General features: G+C 41.6%; 25 protein-coding genes. 9 read left to right on the plus strand and 16 right to left on the minus strand.

Features of this window, described 5'->3' with window-relative positions; translation table 11 throughout:
• Nucleotides 1-65: 65 nt before the first annotated feature.
• Nucleotides 66-1064, plus strand: a complete 999-nt coding sequence (locus ITG12_RS09975; RefSeq protein WP_248873023.1) for a glycosyltransferase 52 family protein — start codon at nt 66-68, stop codon at nt 1062-1064.
• Nucleotides 1065-1092: 28 nt separating this feature from the next.
• Here ITG12_RS09975 and pseI read toward each other — a convergent pair whose 3' ends face one another.
• The 10 genes from pseI to ITG12_RS10025 form a co-directional block, all read right to left on the minus strand.
• Nucleotides 1093-2145, minus strand: coding sequence for a pseudaminic acid synthase (gene pseI / locus ITG12_RS09980; RefSeq protein ID WP_248873024.1), 1053 nt, complete (start codon nt 2143-2145; stop codon nt 1093-1095).
• Nucleotides 2138-2950 (minus strand): amidohydrolase family protein, encoded by an 813-nt coding sequence (locus tag ITG12_RS09985; protein ID WP_248873025.1) that lies wholly within the window; start codon nt 2948-2950, stop codon nt 2138-2140. The genes pseI and ITG12_RS09985 overlap by 8 nt, the downstream gene beginning before the upstream one ends.
• Nucleotides 2940-4142 (minus strand): ATP-grasp domain-containing protein, encoded by a 1203-nt coding sequence (locus ITG12_RS09990; RefSeq protein WP_248873026.1) that lies wholly within the window; start codon nt 4140-4142, stop codon nt 2940-2942. Before ITG12_RS09990 ends, ITG12_RS09985 begins: the two co-directional genes overlap by 11 nt.
• Before the next feature lie 3 nt (nt 4143-4145).
• The gene (locus ITG12_RS09995) at nt 4146-5285 is read right to left on the minus strand and encodes a pyridoxal phosphate-dependent aminotransferase (protein WP_248873027.1); all 1140 of its coding nucleotides are present in this window, start codon (nt 5283-5285) and stop codon (nt 4146-4148) included.
• The gene (gene pseG / locus ITG12_RS10000) at nt 5267-6358 is read right to left on the minus strand and encodes a UDP-2,4-diacetamido-2,4,6-trideoxy-beta-L-altropyranose hydrolase (RefSeq protein ID WP_248873028.1); all 1092 of its coding nucleotides are present in this window, start codon (nt 6356-6358) and stop codon (nt 5267-5269) included. The genes ITG12_RS09995 and pseG overlap by 19 nt, the downstream gene beginning before the upstream one ends.
• Nucleotides 6355-7047 (minus strand): pseudaminic acid cytidylyltransferase, encoded by a 693-nt coding sequence (gene pseF, locus ITG12_RS10005; RefSeq protein WP_248873029.1) that lies wholly within the window; start codon nt 7045-7047, stop codon nt 6355-6357. Before pseF ends, pseG begins: the two co-directional genes overlap by 4 nt.
• Nucleotides 7048-7050: 3 nt before the next feature.
• Nucleotides 7051-8223 (minus strand): UDP-4-amino-4,6-dideoxy-N-acetyl-beta-L-altrosamine transaminase, encoded by a 1173-nt coding sequence (gene pseC, locus ITG12_RS10010; protein ID WP_248873030.1) that lies wholly within the window; start codon nt 8221-8223, stop codon nt 7051-7053.
• Nucleotides 8220-9233, minus strand: a complete 1014-nt coding sequence (pseB, locus tag ITG12_RS10015; RefSeq protein WP_248873031.1) for a UDP-N-acetylglucosamine 4,6-dehydratase (inverting) — start codon at nt 9231-9233, stop codon at nt 8220-8222. The genes pseC and pseB overlap by 4 nt, the downstream gene beginning before the upstream one ends.
• Before the next feature lie 153 nt (nt 9234-9386).
• A complete protein-coding gene (locus ITG12_RS10020) occupies nt 9387-10079 on the minus strand; it encodes a 3-deoxy-D-manno-octulosonic acid kinase (RefSeq protein ID WP_248873032.1) in 693 nt (230 codons plus the stop codon).
• A 27-nt stretch (nt 10080-10106) separates the two neighbouring features.
• Nucleotides 10107-10511: a diacylglycerol kinase gene (locus ITG12_RS10025; protein WP_248873033.1), complete on the minus strand. Its 405-nt coding sequence runs from the start codon at nt 10509-10511 to the stop codon at nt 10107-10109.
• 103 nt (nt 10512-10614) lie between these two features.
• Between ITG12_RS10025 and ITG12_RS10030 the strand changes: the two genes are divergently transcribed.
• From ITG12_RS10030 to ITG12_RS10050, 5 genes are read left to right on the plus strand one after another with little or no spacing between them, the layout of a single operon-like run.
• Nucleotides 10615-11670 (plus strand): glycosyltransferase family 9 protein, encoded by a 1056-nt coding sequence (locus tag ITG12_RS10030; protein WP_045422147.1) that lies wholly within the window; start codon nt 10615-10617, stop codon nt 11668-11670.
• A 38-nt stretch (nt 11671-11708) separates the two neighbouring features.
• Nucleotides 11709-12491 (plus strand): glycosyltransferase family 2 protein, encoded by a 783-nt coding sequence (locus ITG12_RS10035; RefSeq protein WP_248873034.1) that lies wholly within the window; start codon nt 11709-11711, stop codon nt 12489-12491.
• A 1-nt stretch (nt 12492) separates the two neighbouring features.
• Nucleotides 12493-13524, plus strand: coding sequence for a glycosyltransferase family 4 protein (locus ITG12_RS10040; RefSeq protein WP_248873035.1), 1032 nt, complete (start codon nt 12493-12495; stop codon nt 13522-13524).
• Nucleotides 13521-14000, plus strand: coding sequence for a pantetheine-phosphate adenylyltransferase (gene coaD, locus ITG12_RS10045; RefSeq protein ID WP_039974587.1), 480 nt, complete (start codon nt 13521-13523; stop codon nt 13998-14000). The genes ITG12_RS10040 and coaD overlap by 4 nt, the downstream gene beginning before the upstream one ends.
• On the plus strand, nt 13997-14920 hold the full coding sequence (locus ITG12_RS10050; RefSeq protein ID WP_248873036.1) for a glycosyl transferase family 90: 924 nt from the start codon (nt 13997-13999) through the stop codon (nt 14918-14920). The genes coaD and ITG12_RS10050 overlap by 4 nt, the downstream gene beginning before the upstream one ends.
• Nucleotides 14921-14943: 23 nt before the next feature.
• On the opposite strand, the gene mutM is transcribed toward ITG12_RS10050, so the two are convergent.
• The 5 genes from mutM to radC all read right to left on the minus strand — a co-directional run bounded on the left by mutM (nt 14944) and on the right by radC (nt 17907).
• Complete coding sequence (mutM, locus tag ITG12_RS10055; protein ID WP_045422149.1) at nt 14944-15753, minus strand: bifunctional DNA-formamidopyrimidine glycosylase/DNA-(apurinic or apyrimidinic site) lyase; 810 nt, start codon at nt 15751-15753, stop codon at nt 14944-14946.
• Between the two features lie 101 nt (nt 15754-15854).
• The gene (locus ITG12_RS10060) at nt 15855-16331 is read right to left on the minus strand and encodes a hypothetical protein (protein WP_039974583.1); all 477 of its coding nucleotides are present in this window, start codon (nt 16329-16331) and stop codon (nt 15855-15857) included.
• 177 nt (nt 16332-16508) lie between these two features.
• On the minus strand, nt 16509-16679 hold the full coding sequence (gene rpmG / locus ITG12_RS10065; protein WP_004410866.1) for a 50S ribosomal protein L33: 171 nt from the start codon (nt 16677-16679) through the stop codon (nt 16509-16511).
• A gap of 13 nt (nt 16680-16692) precedes the next feature.
• Complete coding sequence (gene rpmB, locus ITG12_RS10070) at nt 16693-16929, minus strand: 50S ribosomal protein L28 (RefSeq protein WP_005467944.1); 237 nt, start codon at nt 16927-16929, stop codon at nt 16693-16695.
• 303 nt (nt 16930-17232) lie between these two features.
• Nucleotides 17233-17907 (minus strand): DNA repair protein RadC, encoded by a 675-nt coding sequence (gene radC / locus ITG12_RS10075; RefSeq protein ID WP_038864935.1) that lies wholly within the window; start codon nt 17905-17907, stop codon nt 17233-17235.
• Between the two features lie 342 nt (nt 17908-18249).
• Here radC and coaBC point away from each other — a divergent pair, with 342 nt between their 5' ends.
• The 3 genes from coaBC to ITG12_RS10090 all read left to right on the plus strand — a co-directional run bounded on the left by coaBC (nt 18250) and on the right by ITG12_RS10090 (nt 21156).
• Entirely contained in the window at nt 18250-19449 is a 1200-nt protein-coding gene (gene coaBC, locus ITG12_RS10080) for a bifunctional phosphopantothenoylcysteine decarboxylase/phosphopantothenate--cysteine ligase CoaBC (RefSeq protein ID WP_248873037.1), read from the plus strand.
• A 160-nt stretch (nt 19450-19609) separates the two neighbouring features.
• On the plus strand, nt 19610-20200 hold the full coding sequence (gene slmA, locus ITG12_RS10085) for a nucleoid occlusion factor SlmA (protein ID WP_005434407.1): 591 nt from the start codon (nt 19610-19612) through the stop codon (nt 20198-20200).
• Between the two features lie 5 nt (nt 20201-20205).
• A complete protein-coding gene (locus ITG12_RS10090; RefSeq protein ID WP_248873038.1) occupies nt 20206-21156 on the plus strand; it encodes a Kdo(2)-lipid IV(A) acyltransferase in 951 nt (316 codons plus the stop codon).
• A gap of 70 nt (nt 21157-21226) precedes the next feature.
• On the opposite strand, the gene pyrE is transcribed toward ITG12_RS10090, so the two are convergent.
• Entirely contained in the window at nt 21227-21868 is a 642-nt protein-coding gene (pyrE, locus tag ITG12_RS10095) for an orotate phosphoribosyltransferase (RefSeq protein ID WP_005379384.1), read from the minus strand.
• Nucleotides 21869-22092: the final 224 nt, after the last annotated feature.

The following is a 22092-nucleotide window of genomic DNA, read 5'->3' on the forward strand; positions in this document are numbered from 1 at the left end:
CTTAACCTTTTAAACAGCAATCTCGTATAATTTTACGAGATTAATTAGGTATCAGGAGCATTATTTTGAACCTTTTCTTGGTAACATCACCTTTTCAATACATATGTGCTGTCGAAGCAAGATCACACTATAAAACTGAAAATAATATTCTACTGCTTGTTGAGCAACCCTCTGAGCCTGGCCTAAGTCAACAAAAAAAATTGGTTAATGAAAATGACTGGGAACATGTAATAAAAATCCCAAGAAAGAATAGAACTCGAAATCTACCAAAAGTTATAAAAGAAATTTGGGAAATAACAAATAGAGAACAAATCAATAATTTTTTCCATGCTGAATATAATGGGTGGCGCACTAAGTTATTGTTACGCAACTTAAACATAGATAAAGAAGTATATTTTGATGATGGGACATTAACTCTCCATGAATATGAAACGTTAATAAGACCTAAAGTCCCTTATGAAAGAAAACGTTTACTGCAAGACATCTTACTAAAATTAAGAGATTGTAAACCTATTGGACTTTTGCCACAATCAAAAAAACTTGAAGTATTTACAATTTTTAATATACCAAACGCTCGACACAAAATAGTAAATAATAGCTTTTCATTTTTAAAAAGCTCTTACGGCTATCCTAATTTATATTCAAAAGATTCTCCTATAGGCTTCATAGGTCAAGGAGCTATAGGGCATAAGAGAATGAAAACTATCGATGAATACATTTCAGAATTGAAGGCTTTTAAGAAAAATTATAATAAAAAAATTATTTACTTCCCCCATCGAACTGAGACCATAGAAATAAAAAACAGAATAATTGCGTTAGGTGGAATTACTTATCATGAAAGTGAATATCCATTGGAAATCGAATTAATAGACAAGAAAATAAAGCTATCTGGATTAGTGGGAATAAATTCAACAGCACAATATACCGCGATATTCATCTATGATGGAATGCCTATTTACAATATAGCATCAGAGTTAGATTTAAACTCTCCAAACACATCAATTATAACTAAAAGGGTATATAACACCTTTAAAGAAAGCGGTATTTTAGATATGAATTTATAATAAAAGCTCTCCCTTGGAGAGCTTGTAATTATTCTTTTATATGCTTCATTGCTAACGCAGTTCCAAAGGATAAGTCTTGACTTGCCTTCTTACCTATAACTTCGTCATAATACTTTGGCTCTAAACCGAACCCCGGACGTACACTGCGAATGTTGTCTTCAGTAAATAAATCACCTGCGCTTATATCTTGCGTAACATAAAGAGAGCGGCGAGCTCTAACATTTCCTCGTTCTGCTTCACTTCGTTCGTAACTTACTTTACCCAAAGCCTGCCATACCACCGATGTTGCTTTACAAAGTTCGGTCAATTCTTTAGGTTCAAGTGAAAAGCTATCATCAGGTCCTCCCCCGCTACGATCAAGAGTAACGTGTTTCTCGATAACGCATGCCCCCACGGCAACACTTGCTATCGCGGTAGTGTTATCTAATGTGTGATCAGATAAACCAGCAACAACATCAAAGCGAGAAGAAAAGTCCGGTATAGTCCTGAGATTATACTCTTCTGCAGGTGCAGGGTACCCACTTACGCATTGTAACAATACTATTTCATTACAACCGTTATCCCTTGCTGTATTTACTGCTGCAGTAACTTCTTCAAGAGTAGCCATACCAGTAGATATAATCATTGGCTTACCCGTTTTTGCAACACGTCGAATCAAAGGTAGATCTACAATTTCAAACGAGGCAATTTTATAAGCAGGAGCATCAAGCTCTTCTAGTAAGTCAACAGCTGTAAAATCAAAAGGCGAACTAAAGATTGTAATATCTAATTCCTTGGCCTTATCAAAGAGCAATTTATGCCAATCCCAAGGCATATGTGCATCTTTGTACAATTGATAGAGCGTTTGTCCTCCCCATAACCCGCCAATGATTTGAAAATCGTCCGTATCACAATCGAGGGTTATTGTATCAGCTGTATAACTTTGTAGCTTTATTGCATCAGCTCCAGCTTTCTTTGCCTCTTCCATTATTTTATAAGCACGATTAATATCGCCATTATGATTGGCTGATAGTTCAGCGATAATATATGGAGGATAATTTAATCCAATTTTCCTTCCAGCTATCGAAATACATTTACTCATAATTATTCACTAAGTTGTTAATATTATTGAAGAAGATATTTTCTAACTTTTCTTTGGTCAGGCACAAATCATCGCGAGATAATATATATTTTTTCACCTCTTCTTTTAACTCAACTGGCGAATACTCTGGATAATCAGTTCCTATTGTCAACTTTTTGTCTAAGGTTTCAAATAAGTAACCAACATCTAACGCAAGAGAGGACTTTCTAAAACGCATAAAAGTGAATGATAAGTCTAACATTGCATTAGGGTAATCACGTATGATTTCACCCGTTGCAAAGAGATCTGTATATCCACCATGCAAAAATACGAAATTTGTACCCGGACACAATTCACATAATTTAGCTATATGATAGTGCACCGTATTTTTTACAGGACCTACAGGTTTTCTTAAAATCGTACAGACGTAGACAATGAGACCTACAGACGCCGCTAATTTAGCAACCCTTTGTAACTGAGGGCTTTCTATGTCAATGCTACTAAAACGTGGATGAACCTTAATACCAACTGCACCGTATTGCTTCTTCAAGTTCAGTAATAAGCGCTTGATTTCGCAATCCGAACGTTGGAGCCACTCTTTTTTTACACTAAAGACTAACGAACAAAAAGGTAATTCTTTTTTAACAGTATTACCAATATAATCATAATCATCATCGGGCATGGCAGCTATTATAGCTTTTTCTACATGCCCGTCCTGATAATACCCTTTAAGCCTTGAATAGGACGCTACTTTATCTGTTTTATACCAAGATTCATCTTCTTTAATATGCGTCAAAGAATCAAAAAACCGTATCTCATTCAACACTGATCTTCACCTTTACAGATTCCTCAACTTTCCTGAGCAATTCTTCATATTCCAGCTGCGTTTTACCTTTCACCATAGCATATCCCATTCGATCAGCATCAGTAGTAGCCTGTTTCATCACCGTACCTTTTTCAAAAAGGCTCGCACTTTCTACATTTTCAATCGAAGGGATATAAAACTCTTCTAAAGTGCCTTCAATGCTCTCAAAAAAACGAATACAACTTGGTAAAACCTCTAACTTTGTTGGCGCATCTATGATATCGGAGAGTGAAAAATCGATGCTTGTTTTTAAATAAGGGTAACCCGTGCAAAACTCAATGTATTTTTCTGAAACGGCAAAACCAGCTCCTCGCCCCGCAATCTCGACAATCCAAACTTGCTCGCACTCATCAACAATAACCTCGGCATGACTGACACCATTTCTGTATTCCAACAGCTTATGCCCTTTTGACACTGTATCAACAATTCTCTTTGACATAACGTCACTTAGGTTAGCTGAAGCTAGCTTGTTAGCCACAGTACCGTTTGTGCCGTGAACTTTATGCTTTTCAGTGATAACTAGAGGATAAGTCTGACCATCAACAACAATACTTTCGAGTGTGTATTCTTGCCCGTCAATGTAACGTTCAACAATGGCTTTTTTAGATTTAGAATAATCAGTAGCAAACTTAATAGCGTTTTCCAAAGCCTGCGCGTTAGGCTCCTTGATTACAGTGATCCCTCGACTTCCAGCTGAATCCACTGGCTTGACGATTACCGGTTCAGACTGTAAATCCACTGGAATTTCAAATCTCTTCTCCAAGTCAATAATGACAAATTCTGGGGAAAAAGGTTCTGAACTCCAAAAGCTTCTCTGTAATGACTTATCTGTAAGTTTTTTTGCCATTTCGAAGCTTAATCCAGGGAGGTCATAATGGTCTCGGATTAGAGCAGCAGATAATTGTCCAGCTTCACTAGCGATACATAGAACTCCTTTTGGAGAAATACCTTGTTTTTCAAAAAACTTAATGACTGCCCTTAGTGTTTTTTGCTCATCGGTTATATCTACAACTAAAGCCTCATCCGCAAGCTCTAGACCCTCAGCTTTATCATTGCCATCGACAGCTAAAGTTAGATAACCTCTTTTTTTTGTTGCCGTAATCGCAGCTAATTGCCAACGTCCAGCCCCAATATGTACAACCCATCTGGACATTGCTTATAACCCCTTGCAACTCTGAGAGATCGTCTTTACTGCATATTCGATATCAGCCAGACTCTCTGTTCCAAAAGACAATCGAATAAATCCATCTGTAGTGCGTCCGTATGCGCTACCGGGAACTACAGCAATATTATTCTTGTTAAGTAACTCTAAAGAAAACTCTTCAGAGGATTTTCCACTCTCTGAAATATCTACAAAGAAGTAAAAAGTACTAGAACCAGGCAATGTTTTTAGATCGTACTTTTTAAATAGTTCAACAACATGGTCACGCTTATTAAGAAGTTTTTCAATTTCTTTGGTGCATACTTTATGGATATCTCTCAAGTACTTCGCTAAATACATCTGTAATGGTGTTGGTGCGCAGGTTATTATGTGTTGGTTGAGCTTAACAACTTGTTTAACAAGCTCTCGATTAGCCACAAGATAGCCAACTCTCCAACCTGACATACCAAAGTTTTTCGACATAGAATTAACAACAATTAAGTTATCAAATTCATTAACCCAATTACATGCAGAAATAAAGCCACTATTTGAACGTACAAAATTACTATATGCTTCATCTACGAGTACGTAAATACCACGTTTTTCAGCCGCTTTTATTAGTTGGCGTAAACCCTGTTCATCATAAACCCACCCAGCAGGATTATTAGGGTTGTTAATCACAATCAACTTACTATTTTCAGTAAAATAGTCTTCGAAGTCATTAATTGTTGCTGTGTATGGGATATATGTAGTTTTAGCGGAACACAGAGTCGCCTGATCCTCGTAACTTAGCCAAGCAGGTTCATGTAGCAAAACTTCATCCCCATCGTTCAATACAGCTAACATTGAGGCATAAGTTAATACCTTTGAACCCGCAGAGATAATTATATTGTCGACTGTCAAACCTGAAACAAGGTCAACCTCGTGCATATAACTTACGAGGTTTTCGCGAAGTTCAGGCCAACCAATAGTATCGGAATAGTGATAGCCTCTATCAAAATCTATGGTATCAAAGCCAAAATCAGGAATATCAAAGAAAGCTTCACCAAGAGATAAAGTAATAACTCTTTCTCCTCGTCTTTTCTTTTCATAAACTTCTTGGTTAATTACAATGGATTTTGCTTCTCTAAGCTGACTTAATTTTCGACTAAACATTCTCGCGTACCTTTTTCCAACAGCGAAATAAAACGCTCAACACCTTTTCCATCCACATAACATTGTGCTCTATATGAATATTCATGCAACAATGCAATATCATGACTAACTTCATAATACCTTGTGATAGCTTCCTTGACAGAGCATGTTAACCAAGCAACGCCTTCTTTATCCAAGAATCGTCCCACTCGGACCTGATTGTCCGCAATAGCAACTAATACACTAGGTACTCCTAAACGACAACGCTCCCAAGTAGAGCCACCAGGAGCTCCTATAGCCAATTTTGAATCAAGGTATAACTCTGCCATATTAGTAGGATTTACAAATAGCCGGCCATGAGGTAAAGATTTCATCAAACTTTCCACATTATCTTTATGTGAATTTATCGGTCCAATGATGACATCAACCTTTAATTGATATCGGTTATCACTTTCTATCAAAAGTTCAAGGAGTTGTCCCGTGTAATTAAACTCATCACCTCCTCCCATAAAAATAATAAGATCACGAGGCTTTTTATTTATAGGAACTGGAGATAAAGAGATAAATTCATCTCTTAATAAAATATAAGAGCTACCTATTAACAATTCACAATAGTTTGGAGTTAGATTTTTATATTTATTTAGCCAACCATCATATATGTTTTGATCTAGTAATAAATCTGCGTCATGCTCTCTATCCGCTAGATCATCAATAACTGCAATATTTTTAACACAGGCTCTAAGCCTATGTTCCCACTCAATATCGATTCCGTAATGATCAACAATCAGCCAATCAGCGATGTTAAAGTGCTTCGTAATAACTTTGGATGTTTCTAGAGCATCAAAATACGCCCCCCCTTTCAACCAGTTACTATGCTTGAGGTTGGAGTTATTGTGCTCATCTAATGACAAAGAAAAACTTTCTGCTTTACAGCCTGCACTTATGATTTTTTCAACAAATGTTGAAGGTATATCATTCCCAATGAATAAAACATCATGCCCGTGCGAAGACAATTTTTTTGCAATCGCCAAGCAACGCATAATATGCCCCATTCCAATCTCATTGGAACAATCTACTCGGATAGCAATTTTCAATTTACTTCCTTAAAAACACTAAAGAGCTTTAAGGCAATATCCCAATCTTCAGGATTATCTATATCAATAACTCTGTAACGTGGGATGACGTAAGGAATTGATTCTTTTGAAAACACTGGGATGCCGTCAAGAAATGACGTAGCCCTTCCCCAATAGAAAAGCCCAGTATCATGATAGCCCTCTTCTAAATCTTGAGACCGTGTGTTTAGGTGTTCAGGTTGAAACATTTGAACGCGGTTCTCTGTACTAAGCTTTAGAGCTCTCTGTATAGGATAAGCAAAGGAGCAGACTGGGAAGCAAAAGTGTGCGCTGGATGCTTCAAGTTCTTTAAATGCCCCCCTGATATCATCGCTTGATACCAGAGGTGCTGTAGGGTAAATACAACATAAGTAGTTTATAGAGTAGCCTTCAGACTCAAAATACTTTAGAGCATGCTCTATAACTACCGCGGTAGTTGCATAGTCATCAGCCAACTCACTAGGGCGAATAAACGGCACCTCAGCCCCATACGATACGGCAACGGCTGCGATTTCGGCATCATCTGTAGAAACAACTACTTTGTCAAAACAGCCTGAGTTGATTGCAGCTTCAATAGAATAAGCAATCATCGGCTTGCCATGAAACTCTTTGATATTTTTACGTGGGATTCGTTTACTGCCGCCACGTGCCGGGATCAGAGCGACTTTCATCAGCTACCCTCTCAAAATCGAAGATAAAACATGCACCACTTCATCCTGCTGCTCTTCACTCATCGCGTGGAACATAGGAAGAGAAATAGCTTCGCGGTAATAGCGCTCAGATTCTGGGAAATCACCTTCACTGAAGCCCATTTTTTCATAGTAAGGCTGAGTATGGACTGGAATGTAGTGCAGGTTGACTCCGATACCATTGTCTCTCAGTGCGTCAAATACCTCTTTGTGTGTTAAAGAGATCTTATCCAGCTGCAAGCGAATTACATAAAGGTGAAGGCCCGAGTAGGTATTCTCCAATTGATATGGCAGTACCACAGGTAAAGACTTCAATAGCTGATTGTAACGGTCTGCAAGGTGATGACGAGCGGTAATAAAAGCGTCTAAACGATGCATCTGAGATACACCCAGTGCCGCCTGAAGCTCGGTCATACGGTAGTTAAAACCTAAATCAACCTGTTGATAATACCAGCCACCATGGCTTTCACCTTCCATTTGCTCAGGGTCACGAGTAATACCGTGACTTCGAAGCAAAGTCATCTTGTCAGACAAAGCCTTTTGGTTGGTCATTACTGCACCACCTTCCGCCGTCGTTACAATTTTAACTGGATGGAAGCTAAAGACAGTGATATCCGAATGTTCGCAATTCCCTATAGGCAAGCCTTGATATTTGCCGCCAATTGCATGTGAAGCATCTTCAATGACTTTGAAGTTGTACTCTTTCGCCAGTTTGGCGATCGCCACCATATCGCACGGTTGACCACACAAATGAACCGGCACAACAACTTTCGGAAGCTTACCTTCAGCTTTCGCTTGGATTAACTTTTCCTCAAGACGTTTTGGACACATATTGTAAGTATCAGGGTCAATATCTACGAAGTCGACCTGTGCACCACAGTACAAACCGCAGTTTGCTGACGCTACGAAAGTAATAGGAGACGTCCAAAGCCAATCCCCTTCACCTAGCCCCAAAGCAAGGCAAGCAATGTGTAATGCTGATGTAGCACTATTCACAGCCAATGCGTAGCTTGCACCTGTATGATCGATAAGTGCTTGCTCAAATGCAGGAACTTGAGGCCCCTGCGTCAGAAAATCCGAGTTCAAAACATCAATAACACTATCAATGTCTTGCTGGTTAATATCTTGCTTACCGTAAGGAATCACTACTCTTCTCACACTGTAAAGTTTGGATCAACGTGCTCTTTGATTAGCTCACGTAGGCCTTCAATACTTTCCCACTCTGTATTCGTACCTGAATTGTATTTGAAACCAAACGGTACTTTTTCCGCTTTGTGGTGATCAAGATATTCTTGCTCTGTGTAAGTAAACGAAACAGAAGGTAAAATTGCGTAGTATTTGCCAAGGTCGATCGTATTTAGCGAATCAGTATCGGTGATCATCTCTTCATGGAGCTTTTCACCTGGGCGAATACCTACAACTTTAGTCTCACATTCTGGAGCAATCGCTTCTGCGATATCCAAAATCTTGTAAGATGGGATTTTTGGTACAAAAATCTCACCACCTAAATGGTTTTCAAGCGCGTACATCACCATGTTCACGCCATCTTGCAATGAGATATTAAAGCGTGTCATCTCTTCATGAGTGATCGGCAACACACCTTCTTCACGCTTACTCAAAAAGAATGGGATCACGGAACCACGCGAACCCATTACGTTGCCGTAACGCACTACGCTGAAACGGATATCTTTCGAACCTTTGATGTTGTTCGCCGCTGCAAACAACTTATCCGAAGCAAGTTTGGTTGCTCCATATAGGTTAATTGGTGCACATGCTTTATCTGTTGATAACGCTACAACATCTTTAACGCCGCACTGCAGCGCTGCATGGATAACATTCTCTGCACCATCAACGTTAGTTCGGATACATTCTGTCGGGTTGTATTCAGCAGTATCTACCTGCTTGATCGCTGCAGCATGAATAATCACATCAACACCTTCACAGGCTTGAATCATGCGGTTTTGATCGCGAACATCACCGATAAAAAAACGAAGTTGTGGGAAATCTTTTGCTGGGTACTTCTGCTTAAGCTCAAACTGTTTTAGTTCATCGCGAGAAAAAATAATGATTTTCTTCACTTCTGGGTAGCGTTCAAGAATAGTTTTAATGAACTGTTTACCGAACGAACCAGTGCCGCCAGTAATTAAAATTGATTTAGAATTCAACATAGTATGCTCTTACTGTATACCTACAGGCGATTTTGCCCATTCAATAAGTAAATTTATTATATCAACGTTACTAGTCTAACTTTAGCATTTTGCAAAAGCGGTTGCGTTAAGTAATTTAAACTAGTGGAAATTCAGCTAGCGTAACGTTCTTCGCTATTTTGCTAGCAATTCAAAGTCTGACTCATGCCAATGAATTTGATGCTTCTTTTTCTCTTTCAAAAACGAGCGCTTCAATCTGTCTAGATTGCTTTGCTTCCAATCACCATCTGATTGCTGACAGCACTTATCAAAGTCGATAATCCAGACTTTGTCTTGGTCGTCAATTAAGATGTTATGAATGTTCAAGTCGGTATGATTCACATTAGCTTTATGCATCTTGGCAATTTCTTGCCCAATCTTCTGGTACATCAGTTCCGGTAATGGTTTTTCTTGCAAAATACTGACCAAATCTCTGGCATTTGGAATTCTTTCGCTGAGAAGATCCGCTTGGTAAATCAAACCTGTTTTAACTGCTCGCGCGGCAATCGGACGAGGAACATTAACGCCGGCACCTATCAAAATCTGCAAAAGATTTAACTCCTGAGCACTACGAGTTTGTTCCCAACCAGAAAACCAGTATTGGTCTTTCACAAGTTTGCCGAATAGACCACCTCGGCGATAATGTCGAAGGGCAGCTTGCATAGAGTCTAGTTGAACAAACCAGGTAGTACCCCGACCAGAAGCACTGCCTAAGATTTTACCTTGTTCTTGCCAATAGCCGGCATCAAACAATGGCAATGTTGGGTCTGAAATGATTTCATCATCAAACCAAATCGTGCAATTACCTTGTTGTGAAGTTTGAATCATACCTTTGATACTCACAGCTAAAGTGATTTAGAGATAAAGGCTGAACAAGATATACAGCCATGTGAATCCAGCGAACGCTAAAGCCACCATAACTGCCGCTGAGCCTATATCTTTTGCGCGCCCACTCAATTCATGATGTTCGACGCCCACGCGATCCACCACCGCCTCTATCGCGGAATTGATCAACTCAACAATCAAAACAGAAACGACGACACCAAGCATCAAAATGCGTTCTATGACACTCAAGTCAAAAACACAAACCAAAACGATGGCAATGGCTAGCATCACAAGCTCTTGTCTAATCGCCGCTTCGTGTTTAAACGCAGCCCTTAAGCCTTTCGCAGAATATCCCGTCGCTTTGATGATGCGCTTTAAACCAGTGTTTCCAGGTTTACCCGAATTTGGAGATTGATGTTGTTGGCTATTTGACATTGCGAAGACTCGTCAGTGCTCAGTATAGAAGCGGTGTATTTTACATTTATTGGGGATGTCTGCATAATTTACCTGCATCTATTTATCTGATCAGACAATAACTATGTTCACTTCTGCCCCTTCTTCACTATGTATATTGCGTTTATCTGCAATTGGTGACGTTTGCAATACTATCGCGACGGTTCAAGCGATTCAAAAACAATGGCCTGATACCCATATCACTTGGATTACAGGCAAACTTGAAGCTCAATTGCTACAAGCGATAAATAACGTTGAGGTGATTGTTTTTGATAAAAAAGCAGGACTTGATGGCTACAAGTCACTGTGGAAGCAGCTCAAAGGGCGCGAGTTCGATGCTTTGCTTCATATGCAATATGCTATTCGAGCGAGCGTGGCGACGTTAGGTATTAAAGCGAAATACAAACTTGGGTTCTCTTCTGACCGTAGCCAAGATTTTCAAACTTTGTTCACCAATGTCAAAGTTCCTTCACCAAGCTCTCTGCATGTTGCGGATGGTTTAATGGCGTTTGCCCATCAAATTGGTGTGCCTCAGTCGGAACTATCTTGGTCTTTATCTTACTCAGAAGAGGATAGTACTTGGGCTAAGGCAAAACTAGATACGGTGCAACCAAACTTGTTATTGGTTCCCGGAGCAAGTAAAGCCTACAAGAACTGGAACGCGAAGGGTTATGTGGATGTCATTAATCATGCGCGAGAGAAAGGCTGGAATGTCATACTAGCGGGCAGTCCTGCAAAGGTCGAAGTTGACCTAGCAAATGAGATTCAAGCTTTGTTGCGTGAACCTTGTTTAAACTTAGTAGGAGAAAGCTCCATCCTACAAATGCTAGCTTTAACTGATAAGGTGCAGATGGTGATAGCACCAGATACTGGCCCAGCCCACATGGCGAGTGCAATGAACACACCGATTATTGGTTTATATGCCCATCACAATCCTATTCGAGTAGGTCCTTATCGCTTTTTAAAGTATGCCGTATCTGTATATGAAGAAGTGATTCTTGCAGAAACAGGAAAGACTAGCCAAGAATTAAGTTGGCGAACCCGAGCAAAGGATGAAGCCGCAATGAGCCGCATCACAAGCGACCGTGTCGTAGCAATGTTCGAGCAAGTCGTAGAAGATTTGTATCCACAATATCAATAAAATATACCTGTAGAAGATTGTTTAAGAAGGAAACTACCTTGTCTAAACCTACCTTAGCCGTCGCGTTGATCGTAAAAAATGAAGAGAAGCACCTGAAAGCTTGTCTAGACACAGTAAAAGATTGGGTCGATGAAATTGTTCTTCTAGATTCAGGTAGCACTGACACCACTGAAGAAATCGCTAGGCAGTATACTGATAAGTTTTATACCAATTTAGAATGGCCTGGGTTTGGCAAACAACGCCAACTTGCTCAAGACTATGTGGAATCGGATTTCGTGCTTTGGTTGGATGCGGATGAGCGTGTTACCGATGAATTACGCCAAGACATACTCAACGCAATCAGCCAACACTGCGATAAAAACATTTATCGTGTGAACCGACTGACGACAGCCTTTGCAAAAGAGATTCGTTACTCAGGCTGGTCACCTGACTGGGTTATACGTTTATACAAAACATCAGAAACGAAATACAACGACGCGTTAGTTCATGAAAGCGTTGTTGTTCCCGATGGCTTTAAAGTAGTTTCATTAAATGGCCGTTTGAAGCATTTTACTTATGAAAAGCTTGGCGAGTATACACGAAAAACCCAACTATACATGCAATCTTGGGCAGACCAGCGTGAAGGTAAAAAGTCAGCCTCACTTTTTAGTGCATTTACCCATGGTTTCTTCCGTTTCTTCAAAATGTATATTATTAAACGTGGCTTTTTAGATGGTCGACATGGTTTTTTACTCGCCGTACTAAGTGCAAACACAACCTTTACTCGCTACGCAGACCTGTGGCTGCGCGATTACGTCAAAAAACATAATAAAGAGCAATAACATGAACATTTGCCACGTTAACTTAGCTTCTGGATACCATGGTGGCGAGAATCAGACGCTGCAACTCATTAAGCAGCAAGTAAAGCTCGGCTATCAACTGACAGTTGTTGCAAACCCTAAGAGCCCTTTCGCCGATGCGGTAAAAGCGTTAGGCGTTAAAGTGGTATTAGCGAACCACTTTACCAAAGCACACTCAAAATCTATCACTAAGGATTGTGCTCTGATCCATGTGCATGAAGGACGTGCCATTTATTGGGCTCTGATCCAACATATGCTCTACGGCAAACCATATATTGTCACTCGCCGAATCGACAACGCATTGAAAAAGAAATGGTTGGCAAACTTAGCCTATTCGAAAGCCTCCGCTGTGGTAGGTCTAAGTACTGAAATAGTTCAGAGAGTGAAAGACGCTTACCCAACTTCAGTAACCTACAAGATCCCAAGTTCACCGGTGACATACCCTGCTAACGCTGAAACGGTACAAGCGATTAAAGACCGCTTCTCAGGTAAATTTATAGTGATACATGGAGCAAACATGCTGAAACATAAAGGCTTCAATGTCACTGTCGATGCGGCAAGGCTATTAGAAAAGTCCGCACCCTTTGTCCATTTTTGTTTGCTAGGTGATGGCTCAGAGAAGCAGGCACTTGAGTCACAAGCAAAAGGCCTAACTAACATCAGTTTCGAGGGTAAACAAAGCAATATGGGCGATTGGTTTGCCGCGGCAGATTTGCAAGTTCATCCTTCTTACACAGAGGGGCTGGGCTCTGTCATTTTGGAAGGTATGGGCTCTGGTTTACCTGTTATAGGTACTAATGCAGGTGGTATCCCTGACATTATCGACCACAATTCAAACGGCTTACTTGTTGAACCAGGTAATGCACAAGAGTTGGCGAATGCAATAATGAAGATCGCTCAAGATGAAAAGCTTCAACAAGAATTCATCGCCAATGGGCAAGAAAAACTGAAGTTATTTGATATCAACTACACTGCTAACCAATACGTAGATGTTTACGAGAAAGTTTTACGATGAAAAAAGTCATTTACCCAGGCACGTTTGACCCAATCACTAACGGCCACCTAGATATCATTACGCGTGCCGCAAACATGTTTGATCAAATTATTATCGGTGTCGCAGCAAGTCCTTCGAAAAAAACACTGTTTAGCCTAGAAGAACGAGTAAAACTTGTTGAAGAATCAACAGCGCACTTAAGCAATGTATCAACCGCTGGTTTTAGTGGCTTACTGGTTGATTTTGCTCGTGAGCAAGAAGCAAATGTACTGGTGCGCGGCCTTAGAACAACTGTCGACTTTGAATACGAATTTGGCCTAACGAGCATGTACCGCAAACTGTTACCAGGTGTTGAGAGCGTGTTCCTGACGCCAGCAGAAGAGTATGCTTTTCTCTCTTCTACCATCGTCCGTGAAGTAGCAATCCATGGCGGTGATGTCGAACAGTTTGTACCAAAGTGTGTTCACACAGCTATCAAAACAAAGGTAGCCAAATGAGTTTTAGAAAGTTCAAATACTACTTCTCTAATAGCCTACAAGTCTTAGTACCAAATACGATTCGTAAAGCACTGGCCAATAACCTTATTCAGGCTTCATCTATAGATTCTTATATCCAAGATAGAGTTGATTACTACAACAAGCTTAACGCGCAATTTGAACTGCCCGAAAGCGAGTCGACTCATGTGGGAGAGTACAAGAAGACCGGAGGAACAACGTACTACTTTGATCTTCACAAGGTGGTAAAGTCGTTTCCGTCACAGTGCTTCTTTCAGTTTCTGAACGGAGATATTCGTCATATACCTAAACTGCCATGTTTCCTAAAAAGTCGTCCGATAATAGAAAACAATGACAATGCGGTCCTGCTCAAACTAAATGAGATTCGCCACTTTTATTTTATAAATGACAAACTCTCTTTTAGGCAGAAGAAAGATGTTGCTGTATGGCGAGGTGCTGGTCAGAAACAACACAGAAAGGTTGTGCTAGAACAGTTTCACGATCACCCAATGTGCGATATTGGTAGAACCCACCCAATTGAAGGCTCTCCTTGGGAGAAAGGATTCTTATCTGTTGAACAACAACTCGAATGTAAGTTCGTTTTAGCCATCGAAGGAAACGATGTTGCAACCAACCTAAAATGGGCAATGTCTTCGAACTCTCTAGTCATCATGTCTAAACCTAAGTATGAGACTTGGTTTATGGAAGGACGCCTCGAAGCGGGCATTCACTATGTTGAAGTTGCGGATGACTACTCTGATTTAATTGAGAAAATGGAGTACTACATCGCGCATCCAGAAGAAGCTGAAAGCATCATCAAAAATGCTCACGCATGGGTCGATCAGTTCCGAGATCAAAAACGCGAGCGTTTAATTTCATTATTGGTCGTGAAAAAATACTTCGAGAAATCAGGACAAATGTAATCTTGCCCTTCCGCTCTTAAGTTTTACTTCTGACATTCCCCACAGAAGAAGGTATTGCGTTGGCCTATCTTTTGTTCTTGGAGAGCTTCGCCGCATTCTGGGCATGGCTCTCCGGCTTTTCCGTAAACTAATAATTCTTGTGCGAAGTAACCTGGCTTGCCATCTGCTTGGGCAAAATCTTTAAGTGTGGTTCCGCCTTGCTGAATGGCGATCTCTAGCGTGGCTTTGATGTTCTCCACCAGCAATTGCCATTCTTTCTTGGTTAGTTTACCTACTGGACGAGTGGGATGAATGCGCGATTTAAACAATGATTCGTTGGCGTAAATGTTTCCGACTCCGACGACGACTTTATTGTCCATAATGAACTGTTTAACCGCAACGCGCTTACCTTTGGCTTTCTCCGCTACGTAATCAGCATTGAACTCTTCAGTCAAAGGTTCTGGTCCCATATGACCTAATACAGCATGTGATTCATTTGGTGCGCTCCACAGCCATGCGCCAAAACGGCGTGGATCGTTGTAGCGCAGTATTTTTCCATTAGTAAGTTTGAGATCCACATGATCGTGCTTTGCTGGAGGAAAATCAGCATCAAGCACACGCAGTGAACCCGACATTCCTAAATGAACAATCGCAGTACCTTCGTCCGTTTCAATCAACAGATACTTAGCGCGGCGACTGATATTACGAATCACCTGCCCTTCTAGCTTCTTCAACTCTTGAGGGATATCCCAACGCAGTTTCGGGGTTCGGAATACAAATGCCTTAATCGTCTCGCCAACCATGTGTGGACTGATGCCCATTCGGCTTACTTCAACTTCTGGTAATTCAGGCATTTAATTCTCCTTAAAACGCTAAGAGCATTGATATTGGGTGGCTAGCATAATCGAAAAGAACAAAGACAAACACAGCCTTTGAAAAGGGTTATTCATAAGGCTTACTTGGGCATGATGTAATTGCCATCAACAGAAATCGCAATCCATTTATCTTGCCAGTTTTTAAACAACCAAAAGTCGCCAAGCCGATAAAAGGTCACTCGTTGCGGTTCTTCTAAGTCTTGGTACCAGATCTCAATACTTTCTGGAGAAGACAACTGAGACTTTAAATTATCGTATTGTTCTGAGGTCAGCTCAGTCCCTTCCAAAGATTGCCAACGAGTCACAATCTCTTGTACGGGAATATTAGCTTTAATGTTCGATTGCCATTGCCCATTTTGTTTCTCTAATTCCCAACCTGAGAAGTAAATAGCACTCACTTCATGATCAGAGCGCAATAAATTGGGGTAAGGATCCATGGGTTCTTCGACAAGGTAGGTTTTGATCAAGGTTGGCGCATTCAAGATCACCATAAAAACGATGATGCCTAGGATAAGAATATTGTTCCAACGACGGCGACGGGCCGGACTAACGCGCATAGCAGTTCCTAATCTCCTGTAGTTATCAACAAACTACCAAAGCGTATTAATTTTGACTAGAACATCTGTATGGAAACACGTGAAAGAAGGGATGAAGTGAAGGATTACTGAATTTTAGGTAATAAAAAGCCCAACTCAAGAGTTGGGCTTTTTAAATCGTCAAAGAGACAAAACCAATTATTTGATTTTAGCTTCTTTGTACATAACGTGCTGGCGTACAACTGGATCAAATTTCTTGATCTCAAATTTGCCTGGCATGTTACGCTTGTTCTTATCTGTTGTGTAGAAGTGACCAGTACCTGCTGAAGATACTAGACGGATTTTCTCACGAACGCCTTTCTTTGCCATTGCCTATTTCCTCTTAAACGTTTTCGCCACGTGCACGGATATCAGCAAGAACAGTATCGATACCCTTCTTGTCGATGATGCGCATACCTTTTGCAGTAAGGCGTAGTTTAACAAAACGTTTTTCGCTCTCTACCCAGAAACGATGAGTTTGTAGGTTCGGCAGAAAACGACGCTTAGTAGCATTTCGTGCGTGTGAACGGTTGTTACCCGTTACTGGACGCTTACCAGTTACTTGGCATACTCGTGACATGAATGTCTTCTCCAAAATCGTTTCAGCTCGATATCAACCTTGGTGGCCGAACCTCTCTATTTCTCGGAAAGAAGTTAGAGGTTAAGAACCGCTATGGAAAATCCATACAAGGCTATCAAAGGTCGCGCATTATACTAACTTGATATGCATTGCTCAAGACCCGAACAGATCCTTTTTACAGGTTTTCGTGATCTTTTTTTAGACAGCAGGTTTTTTCTAGCAGTCCAAGCTGAATTCAGTTAAAAATTTAGTGGCGAGGATGATAGCAGATTTTTAGCAACTAACAACCTAAAAAATGCACAGTTATATCCACCCTCTTTCTGCAAAAGAAACGCTTTCGCCATCACCGATAACGAAATGGTCCAAAATCCGTATATCCACCAGCGCTAAAGCATCGATTAATCGTCGCGTAATTCGTCTGTCTGCTTGGCTCGGCTCTGCAACACCAGACGGGTGATTGTGTGCCAGAATCAAAGCAGCTGCGTTGTGATGCAAGGCTCGCTTGACGACTTCTCTTGGATAAACCGACGCGGCATCTAGTGTGCCTTCAAACAAAATCTCATCTTTTATTACTCTATGCTGGTTATCTAAGAAAAGAATGTAGAAAGCCTCTCTTTGTCGATCTCTTAATATAGAAGAAAGATACATTTTAGTTTGTTCGGGGCTGGTTAATGCATCACCACGCTTTAAGGTTTCGGCTAAATAACGTTGCGTCATTTCCAAGACGGCTTGTAACTGCACGTATTTCGCTTGTCCCAACCCTTTGTGTTGGCAGAACTCTTTTTCGGTTGCAGAAAAAAGCTGGCGAAGTGAACCGAAATCTTGAATAAGAAAATCAGCCAATTCGATGACATTCATACCTTGTGTGCCAGTGCGAAGAAAAATCGCCAATAATTCAGCATCGCTCAAAGCTTGCGGCCCTCTGCGTAGCAACTTCTCTCGTGGCATAGAATCAGTAGGTAGGGATTTAAGGGTCATCATGAGCTCTCTTTCACTAGTGAACTCCTATTGCACAAAACAAAAGCAGAAATTCGAAACTGACTTTTGTTTTTTCCGTTAGCCGCAGCTTTTTTATGTAATTTAGCAATCCATCAGAATGTACCGCGTTCAACCAGATCGTCTTTTCTCTCCTGTGGATTTCTTAAAAAGGCATAGACCTCTTCTCTAAAATTTGAACACAAAAAACCATTATTGAGGCTCTAGAAATCCCAATAATTAATATTCTGTAGTTTGATATGGATTAGCTTCTCATCAGATTTGCTTGGGCGATGATAGATTCAGTTGTGCTAAACTCGTCGCCAGAAAAATTGGAGATCTCACATGCAAACACTAGCAGGAAAGAAAATTCTACTCGGCATCAGTGGCGGTATTGCCGCGTATAAATGTGCGGAGCTAACCCGTCGCCTAATAGAAAGAGGCGCGCAAGTTCAAGTAGTGATGACCAAAGCGGCGAAGGAGTTCATTACTCCCTTAACCATGCAGGCAGTCTCTGGACGCCCGGTGTCGGATAGCTTGTTAGACCCAGCAGCAGAAGCGTCGATGGGTCACATTGAACTGGCAAAATGGGCAGATTTGGTTCTTCTTGCTCCTGCAACTGCAGATTTGATTGCACGTATGTCGGCAGGCATGGGTAATGACTTGCTTACTACGTTAGTACTTGCGACAGATTCACCAGTAGCGGTATCTCCAGCAATGAATCAACAGATGTACCGCAATGTCGCAACTCAAGAAAACATCGCGACACTTGCACGCCGTGGTATGCATATTTGGGGCCCTGCGGCCGGTGAGCAAGCATGTGGCGATGTGGGCCCTGGTCGAATGCTAGAGCCAATGCAACTTGTCGGCTTATGTGAGCAGTTCTTCCAACCGAAACTGTTGGCAGGAAAATCGGTATTGATCACCGCAGGTCCAACTCGTGAAGCAATTGATCCAGTGCGTTACATTTCTAACCATAGCTCAGGAAAGATGGGCTTTGCACTAGCAAATGCCGCTGCGCAATTGGGAGCGAAGGTCACGCTAGTCAGTGGACCCGTCAGCTTGAATACGCCAGCAGGTGTTGAGCGTATCAATGTTGCGAGTGCACAAGAGATGCATGATGCTGTAATAGCTCACGCGCCGAACCACGAAGCTTTCATTAGCTGCGCCGCCGTAGCAGATTACCGTCCAGAAAATGTAGCGTCTCAAAAGTTGAAAAAGATCGAAAACAACAATCAGATGACCATCAACATGGTCAAAAATCCTGATATCGTAGCGACCGTTGCCAATATGACAGAGCAACGTCCATTCACCGTTGGTTTTGCCGCAGAGACCAACGACGTAGAAACCTACGCTCGCGGTAAACTGGTAAAGAAAAACCTCGATATGATTTGTGCGAACGATGTTTCTGTTGAAGGCCAAGGTTTTAACAGTAACGACAACGCCATCACTTTATTCTGGCCAGAAGGCGAACAGGCGTTGGCATTAGAATCCAAAGAAGCGCTAAGTTTCAGAATTTTGGAAAAAATGCACGAATTGATGTAATTACCATTCGCTTTTCATAGAAAACTGGCACAAATTTGGTACAAACATGACAAGTGAGGGTGTTAAAGCTCCCATTACCTCCTCACTGGTCTAGTTTGATGCCAAAGAGCGTCTTATAATCCCCTCCGCTCAACTTTGTATTTTGAAAGGAAGTAACTAAATGGCCGGCAGTAAAAAATCCAATCGTCGTGAAGAAATCTTGCAAGCTCTCGCGCAGATGCTTGAATCTACAGAAGGGGCTTCACGCATTACTACGGCAAAATTGGCGAAACAGGTCGGTGTTTCAGAAGCGGCACTTTACCGCCACTTCCCAAGTAAAGCTCGCATGTTTGAAGGCTTGATTGAGTTCATCGAAGAAGCACTCATGACTCGTATCAACCGCATTTTGGATGATGAGAAAGACACGCTAGAGCGCATTCGTATGGTAATGCACCTTATCTTGGCATTCTCAGAACGTAACCCAGGTTTGACACGCATTCTTTCTGGTCATGCTCTAATGTTTGAAAATGAGCGCCTACGCGATCGCATCAACCAACTGTTTGAACGTATCGAAACACAGCTTCGTCAGATCCTACGTGAACGTAAGATCCGTGAAGGCAAATCGTTCCCAGTGGAAGAGCGCATTTTAGCCGCTCAAATCCTAGGACAAGTTGAAGGCAGCTTGAACCGCTTTGTTCGTAGTGATTTCAAATACCAACCAACAGCGAACTTTGACGAGTATTGGGCACTTCTTAGCGCACAAATTAAGTAGAGATTATGAGTAAAGACAAATTCACTAAGCCGGAGTTTTCTCTTTCACTTCTCCACCCTCGTAACTGGGGTGTTTGGCTCGGCTTTGGCTTTTTGGCTATCGTAGTCAATATCCTTCCATACCGCATGTTGCTATCGTTAGGTAGCACACTCGGCCACCTCGGCATGCGCTATGGCAAAGGTCGTGTCCATGTCGCGACACGTAACCTTGAACTGGCTTTTCCAGATAAAGCGCCTGAGGAGATCCAACACATTATTGAAGAGAACTTCAAGAATACCGGTATGGCGCTGATCGAAACCGGTATCACTTGGTTTTGGCCGACATGGCGTTTCAAAACTCTGATCATTGAGAAAGACCTAGTCGCACTTCGTGAGAAAGCCACAGAAGGTAAAGGTGTATTACTGTGTTGTGTACATGCTTTAAATCTTGAAATCACCGCTCGTGCTTTCGGCGTGTTAGGTGTTGCAGGCTATGGCGCTTTCCGCCCGCACAACAACCCAGCGTACAACTTCATTCAGTACTGGGGACGCACACACAACGGCAACAAACTCATTGACCGCAAAGACGTTAAACAAATGATTCGTGTTCTACGCAGCGGTGAACGTTTGTTTTACTTACCGGATCACGATTACGGTCGTAACAAATCGGTATTCGTCCCTTTCTTCGCAATTGAAGACGCTTGTACTACAACTGGCACCAGCATTCTGGCTTACACGTCCAAGTGCTCGATAATTCCGGGCTCTGGCTTCCGAAATGGAGATGGTAAGTATGAAATCATCGCTGATAAGTGCATTGAAGCCGACTATCCGAAAAAAGACGAAGTAGCGGCAGCGGCTTATATGAACACCTTTGTAGAAGAAGTTATTCTGCGCGCACCAGAGCAGTGGATGTGGCTACATAAACGCTACAAGACCATGGCTGATGAAACTGCGCCAAAAGGCATTCGCTACAAGTAAGTGATAAAGATAAAAGAAAGGGGCTGATGGATATCCACCAGCCCCTTTTTCTTTAATGATGAAAGAGCAATTAAATGCCGTATTCTGCTCGGTACGCTTTTACTGCTTCTAGGTGCTCTTTGTCTGTACCTTTCTCTTCAAGGAAAGTCACAAGGTCAGTCAAACTAACGATTGAGATGATTGCACAACCAAAGTCACGCTCCACTTCTTGAATCGCAGACAGCTCACCTTTGCCTTTTTCTTGGCGGTCAATCGCAACTAATACACCTGCTAGGTCCGCACCGTTTGCTTGGATGATTTCCATTGATTCGCGAATCGCGGTACCTGCTGTGATTACGTCATCTACTAGCATGATACGACCTTCAAGAGCAGAGCCTACAAGGTTGCCACCTTCGCCGTGGTCTTTTGCTTCTTTACGGTTGAAGCAGTATGGCGTGTCGATGTCGTGGTGATCCGCTAGCGCTACTGCTGTTGTAGTCGCGATTGGGATACCTTTGTATGCAGGGCCAAACAGTACATCAAACTCAATGCCGGAGTCCGCCAGTGCTGCAGCGTAAAAACGACCAAGACGCGCTAGGTCACGACCAGTATTGAAAAGACCAGCGTTAAAGAAGTACGGGCTTTTACGGCCAGATTTCAAAGTAAACTCACCAAACTTAAGAACTTCTTTCTCAAGTGCAAACTCAATAAATTCACGCTGGTATGCTTTCATTATTTTCTCTCTAAATACAGGCTTGGTATCCATATTCCCAAGCAGTTAATAAACACTAATGCGTTATCTCCTAAGTAGATGGATTTACAGCTAGGCAGCAAGTTTTTCTATCCCTATGAGCATAGTCTTCTATGTAAATAGGTCGGACTGGCGATCCAGTAGAAAAGCGCAGCGAACAACGCTGTAGATTCATATACGACGGAGATAAAAAAATAGCCCCCATA

This window comes from Vibrio sp. ED002, assembly GCF_023277445.1.
Taxonomy (GTDB): Bacteria; Pseudomonadota; Gammaproteobacteria; order Enterobacterales; family Vibrionaceae; genus Vibrio; species Vibrio jasicida.